This is a genomic window from Leptolyngbya sp. BC1307 (assembly GCF_002286735.1).
Taxonomy (GTDB): domain Bacteria; phylum Cyanobacteriota; class Cyanobacteriia; order Phormidesmidales; family Phormidesmidaceae; genus Phormidesmis.
The window spans coordinates 1-1759 of record NZ_NRTA01000130.1 but is presented as its reverse complement, the minus strand read 5'-3'; the positions used below and the strand labels follow the sequence as shown (position 1 = coordinate 1759).

The window sequence follows — 1759 nt, the reverse complement described above, 5'->3', positions numbered from 1 at the left end:
GCGATCGCTTTTACCAATCGCAATAATCCCCTTAATCCAATCGTTGGGTACGAAGTTGGTTTCGTTCTTATGGGGGTGTTGTGGCTGGCACACTGAAACCTTTTATCGAGATGGAAAGCAATATCTCGGGCTTGATGAGTATCGGATGCGAACCTTTGAATCCATTCAAACCCATTGGACGTTGGTGTTCGTGGCTTACTCAATCTTGCACTTGGCTTGCTTGCCACCCCCGACAAAGGCTCCGGGCAAGCGCCCTACCCAGCTCACACAATCCATCGGGCAGGTCTGTCGCCAGCAATCGCAAGCGCTGATAGAAAAGCTAATCCTCTTTGCTCATGACTGTCTTGAACAGGGTGAATCGGCGTCGCAGGTGTTTGCCAAATTGTTTGACAAGCAGAATAAGGGGGTGCCTGCATGACTCGCTAGATAACGCCTCAATTATTTTTCTACCGTCAGAGCACAACACTCAAGTCACTAATTTCATAAAAACAAAAAACTTTTGACACATAAGGGTTTGATCTAGATGTGGTCGTTTTTACATGTATCTCGGCGTGCGATGTGTTCTTCTGAAACCAGCTTTGTCTGGGGGATAGGAGACAAGGATAGAACCTTGATAACTGGTATCTCGATGAGGGTGAAAGTCCCTCCCTCCAAGTGGTGGAGGGAAAGCATATTCCCCAGGTTCGCGACTAGCCATCAACGCCTGAAGCGGGAATAAACGGCGGTAACTGGCAGCCTAAGCTGGAATCCCGTCTAGCAAGCTGTATATGGGTACGCAAGGAATCTACGTTTGAAGCTTAGTGGTGCAGAGAAGTCGTGAAAGTACTGCTACGAGTGGAATCCTATAGTGAGACAAAGATAGCGAGAGCGGGGCATTCCATGAGAAGCTTAAGTTCCTCAACAAAAATCTATCTCAAATGGAAACACCCCACCTTTATCGTCAACTGGAAGACCAGTTACGTCAATGGGTCTTACCCAAAGACCGTCGTCATTTACAAGGTTATGCAGAAGCCATCGCCGGGATTCTGCAATCAGGCAGCGCCTGTTTAAGCCATTGGCTCCCCTTTCTCGGCCACCGAGACTGCGGGGCTCGCGCCCATATGGAGCGTCTGAGCTATCTGGTGCATAACGAACACATCAGCGCAGAGCGCTACTATCAACCGCTGCTCAAGCAATTCATTCAAGCCTTTGGGGGCGAAGCGTTGACGCTGACGCTAGATACCAGCGTTTTGTGGGACAGCTTCTGCCTGATAGAAGTGTGCCTAGCTTGGGGCGGACGGTCTATCACACTGGCCCAAACCGTCATTGAGCATGGCAGCGCCACCGTTGGCTTTGAGACCTATCGTAGCGTCTTAGACACGGCTAAAACGGTTCTTCCCACCGGGGCACAGGTGACGCTACTGGCAGACCGAGGCTTTGAACATGGCGAGTTGATGCGATGGCTGAACCAACAGCAGTGGGACTGGGCCATCCGCGCTAAGTCAGACCTCATCATCCACCTAGCTAGTGGTCGTCAGCGGGCGGTTCGAGCCCTGTTGCCGCCGACAGGGGAAGTTTATTTATTCGACCATGTGACCGTTTTGAATGGCATCGATTGTCACTTGGCAACGGCTAATTTACCGACTGCTGGCGAGCCCTGGGCGGTATTGTCCAAGCAGCCAGCTATTAGGTGACAGTGGGTATAGGCGAGTGACGACAGCGGGGTAGTCGGGTAATCAGGATCTCATCAGGCAGCGTAGAGTGCAGTCAAAGCCAAGAT

Annotated in this window: 1 protein-coding gene and 1 pseudogene; both read left to right on the top strand. The window is 51.2% G+C overall.

The genetic code is table 11. The features are described from left to right. Positions 1-418 (top strand): annotated as a pseudogene (locus tag CKL79_RS22960) (hypothetical protein); the annotation flags it as partial. A 499-nt stretch (positions 419-917) separates the two neighbouring features. Next, a complete protein-coding gene (locus CKL79_RS22325) occupies positions 918-1673 on the top strand; it encodes a transposase (protein WP_121971701.1) in 756 nt (251 codons plus the stop codon). Positions 1674-1759: the final 86 nt, after the last annotated feature.

Bases quoted from the DNA above. Each gene is read 5' to 3' on its own strand.
- CKL79_RS22325 (WP_121971701.1), top strand. From the start codon at position 918: ATGGAAACACCCCACCTTTATCGTCAACTGGAAGACCAGTTACGTCAA.